At 27.9% G+C, this 3,440-nt stretch carries 2 protein-coding genes; both read left to right on the top strand.

From position 1 onward, the window contains the following. Positions 1-154: 154 nt before the first annotated feature. On the top strand, positions 155-922 hold the full coding sequence (locus tag FP421_RS15095; protein ID WP_201288793.1) for a DUF6090 family protein: 768 nt from the start codon (positions 155-157) through the stop codon (positions 920-922). 191 nt (positions 923-1,113) lie between these two features. Further along, a complete protein-coding gene (locus FP421_RS04345; protein WP_159947998.1) occupies positions 1,114-3,198 on the top strand; it encodes a hypothetical protein in 2,085 nt (694 codons plus the stop codon). Positions 3,199-3,440 lie beyond the last annotated feature (242 nt).

Here is a 3,440-nt window from a genome sequence, read left to right as displayed (position 1 = left end):
ACACCGTGTATAAAAAATTGCTTATTTTTAGCTTAATCAAAGTTAGTTGCTTTTTTGCAATCTTATATTTTCCTGCGGAAAATAACGATGGCACAAAATCGCAACTTTCCATAACACAAACACGTTGTGCTTCATTATAACAAACCGCTAACCAATGATAAAATTCTTTAGAAAAATTAGACAAAACCTACTTTCAGAAGGGAAAACAGGAAAGTATTTTAAGTACGCTATTGGAGAAATTGTACTTGTTGTAATTGGGATTTTAATAGCACTCTCAATCAATAATTGGAACGAAAAAAGAAAGGTTAGAGATAGCGAAATAATTTATCTCAATAATATCAAAAGAGATTTACAACTTTCAATTACAGAAATGAATCAATTTATTGATAGTCAAAATTCTCTAATTAATTCAGCTAACACAGTATTAGAACATTTTAATGGTAAACCTGTGAATGATTGGAATTCTTTTAATAAACACTTAGTTGACATCTACACTTGGAAAAGTTTTTATTTAATTGATAATACTTACCAAGAGTTAAATAATTCAGGGAATTTTGCTATTATCTCAAATGATTCTATCAAAAATGATTTACTGAATTTAGATTTGCTTTATAAAAAATTAAAGCACACTGAAAACCACTGGAGAAAAGATGTTGAACATACACTTCATCCAGGGAGTTATGAAAAACAAGATATAAGTTCTATGTCAAGAAACTACTTGTTTCAGATGTCGAACGGAAAAATGGGAGTATTAGGGAATTTAACCGAAGAAACCTTTGGAGATATATTTAAAGACAAAAAGCAAAAGAATGGTTTCGCTTTAGCTGTTCTTAATTTTGGAGGAATGAATGGAACTTTTTTGGAAATGATTAAAAAATGTGAGGAACTTATATCGCTAATTGACAATGAATTAACGGAATGAGAACTGAATTAAAAATAACGAAAGCACAACACCGTATAAAATTAATGGCTAGTTTTCGCCTACTTACGAAAATCCTCGCGGATTTTCTATCTGGTGTTTATTTGCTAAATTAGGTGCTTTAACACGCCACTAATCTTATACATAAACGTTGTGTTTCATACTAAAAAAACCACCGAACAAGTAAAAACAATATGACTAAAGAGGTAAACAAAAATGAATTATTTAGATTGGCAGCAGTTCTTTACGCTGACAATAATTATGAGGTATCTACTAAAGTTATTCACAGAAAAATACTTGATTCTGCTTTACTTGATTGTGATAATTCAGATTTATCAATACACGCAATAATTGATTATATAGAAGAAAAATATTCTCTATTAATCAGCGAAGAAGAAATACTAAATATTATTGATAAATATCCAGATTCCTTTTTAATAGATTATAAAAACAATTCAAAAACTATTTGCCTTTCACAGAAAAGGAAACAACTTTTAGAATCAAAAATAAAAGAGAACAACATTGATTTTTTTATAACCGAGTTTTCAATTGAGCGAAAAAACAAAAAGCATATAAAAGAAACACTATATGATTTTTTATATCATATGTTTAGCATAAATACTGCGAGCTTTCAAAAATTATTAGACAAAGAAAAAGATATTACAAATATTATTTCAATTCAAGACTCAAAATATAATGATGAACAAATTGAATTAATTAATGAGTTTTTGAATTGGGACAATGAAGCTAAAAACAAAGCAATATTCGACATTTCAAGCTACTCATTAGAATACTGTCTACTTACAAACAAAAAAGGAACATCAAATTTCAAACTTCAAAATCTAAAAAACAAAAAGTTCTACTTAGATACTAACGTTATTTATAGGGGAATGGGAATTAATGGTTTGGACAGGCAGAAAAGAACACTAACTTTTCTTAAAAAATTTAAAGAAGCTGGCGAGCAAATATTCTTAACAAGAATTACCGATGAAGAATTTAGAAATAGTATAAAATTTTATATCGATAAGCTTCGTAAAGTTGAAAATCCTAAAACAAGTTCTAAAGTATTTTTAGAGTTTCGTTCTCTAAAAGATATTCATTCATATTATCATAATTGGAGAAAGAACAAAACCAATCATAATTTGGAATTATTTGAAGCGTATATTTTAAATGAATACAAATTACTTTTAGAGAGATTAGATATAAAAATTGACTACAATACGCCATATAACGAAGAAGATAAAGACACAAAAGAATATATAAACGACTTATATTCAAGCTTAAATAAATCTAAGCCAATTGACAAACCTACTTATTTTCAAAGCACTCTAAATGATGTGGAAAATATTTTGTGGGTTGAAAAAAAACGAGAAGGAAAAGTTGAAAATATATTTGACACAGCCTACTTTTTCATTTCGTCAGATAATTTATTACGTAAATGGGATTTTTATCGTGGTTTTACAACACCTATCGTTTTGTTACCTAGCCAATGGATGAGTATCCTATTAAGATATTTTGACAGAACAAAAGATGATTTTAAAAGTTTTGTTAGTTTTTTAAATCTTAGAAGTAATGAGAAACTAATTGAAGGAGAAAAGCTTAATCTTATTTTAGCAGGAATAAGCGAAATGACGTCTGATGTTGAGCAACAGAGGTATTTAGTGTCAAACCTTATTGAAAAAGATTTCAGTAAACTAATCAATATTAATTCCTCAGATGAAAAAATTATTGAACAATCTAAACTTTATGCTAAAACTGAATTAGAAAAACAAGTTTCCTTACTTTCTCAAAAAGTTGAAAACCTAGAAGAAGAAACGACACTAAAAGGTCAAAAAGTTGAAGCTGTAATCAAAACAGCAAAGAATAAAAAAGACATCAATATTGAGCTTGAAAGTGATTTAAAAAAAGAGAAAGAATTCAATAAAAATTTAAAGGAAGAAAATTTAAAATTAAAAATATCAAAAGGTATTGCAAAGTGGCGAAGAGTTTTATGGTTGTATATTCCTTTATCTTTAATTTTAGTTCTAATCTATATTCTTACAATCTTTTTTGAAGAGTCAAATATAAATATCGGCAAAAAATTAATACAAATTATTGATAGTCAAACAAGTGATTCTATGAAGTCATTTTTAAACACTTTGTTTTACTTACCACTTGCAGGTTGTGGCTGGATGGTTTGGCAAAGTGTTAATAAATTCAATATCGAAAAAGTCAATAATAAAAAGAAAGAACTTAGGGAAAAGTACGAAAACACAACACCGTATAAAATTAATGGCTAGTCCTCGCTTACTTACGAAAATCCTCGCGGATTTTCTATCTGGTGTTTATTTGCTAAATTAGGTGCTTAAACACGCCACTAATCTTATACAATCACGTTAGCTCACATTATGAAAATGTACTTTCCTGAAATAGGTTGACTAAAAATTCATCAAATAATGATAGTCACTTATGAAAAACCAAAAACAACACTGGCAGAAAAAAAAGTACCAAAAAGTAACTTTAGAAACCAAATTATTCGTCG

Origin of the sequence: Polaribacter septentrionalilitoris (assembly GCF_009832745.1) — a bacterium.
Classification (GTDB): Bacteria; Bacteroidota; Bacteroidia; order Flavobacteriales; family Flavobacteriaceae; genus Polaribacter; species Polaribacter septentrionalilitoris.
The sequence above is the reverse complement of the archived record's forward strand: the minus strand, read 5'-3'. Positions and strand labels throughout refer to the sequence as shown.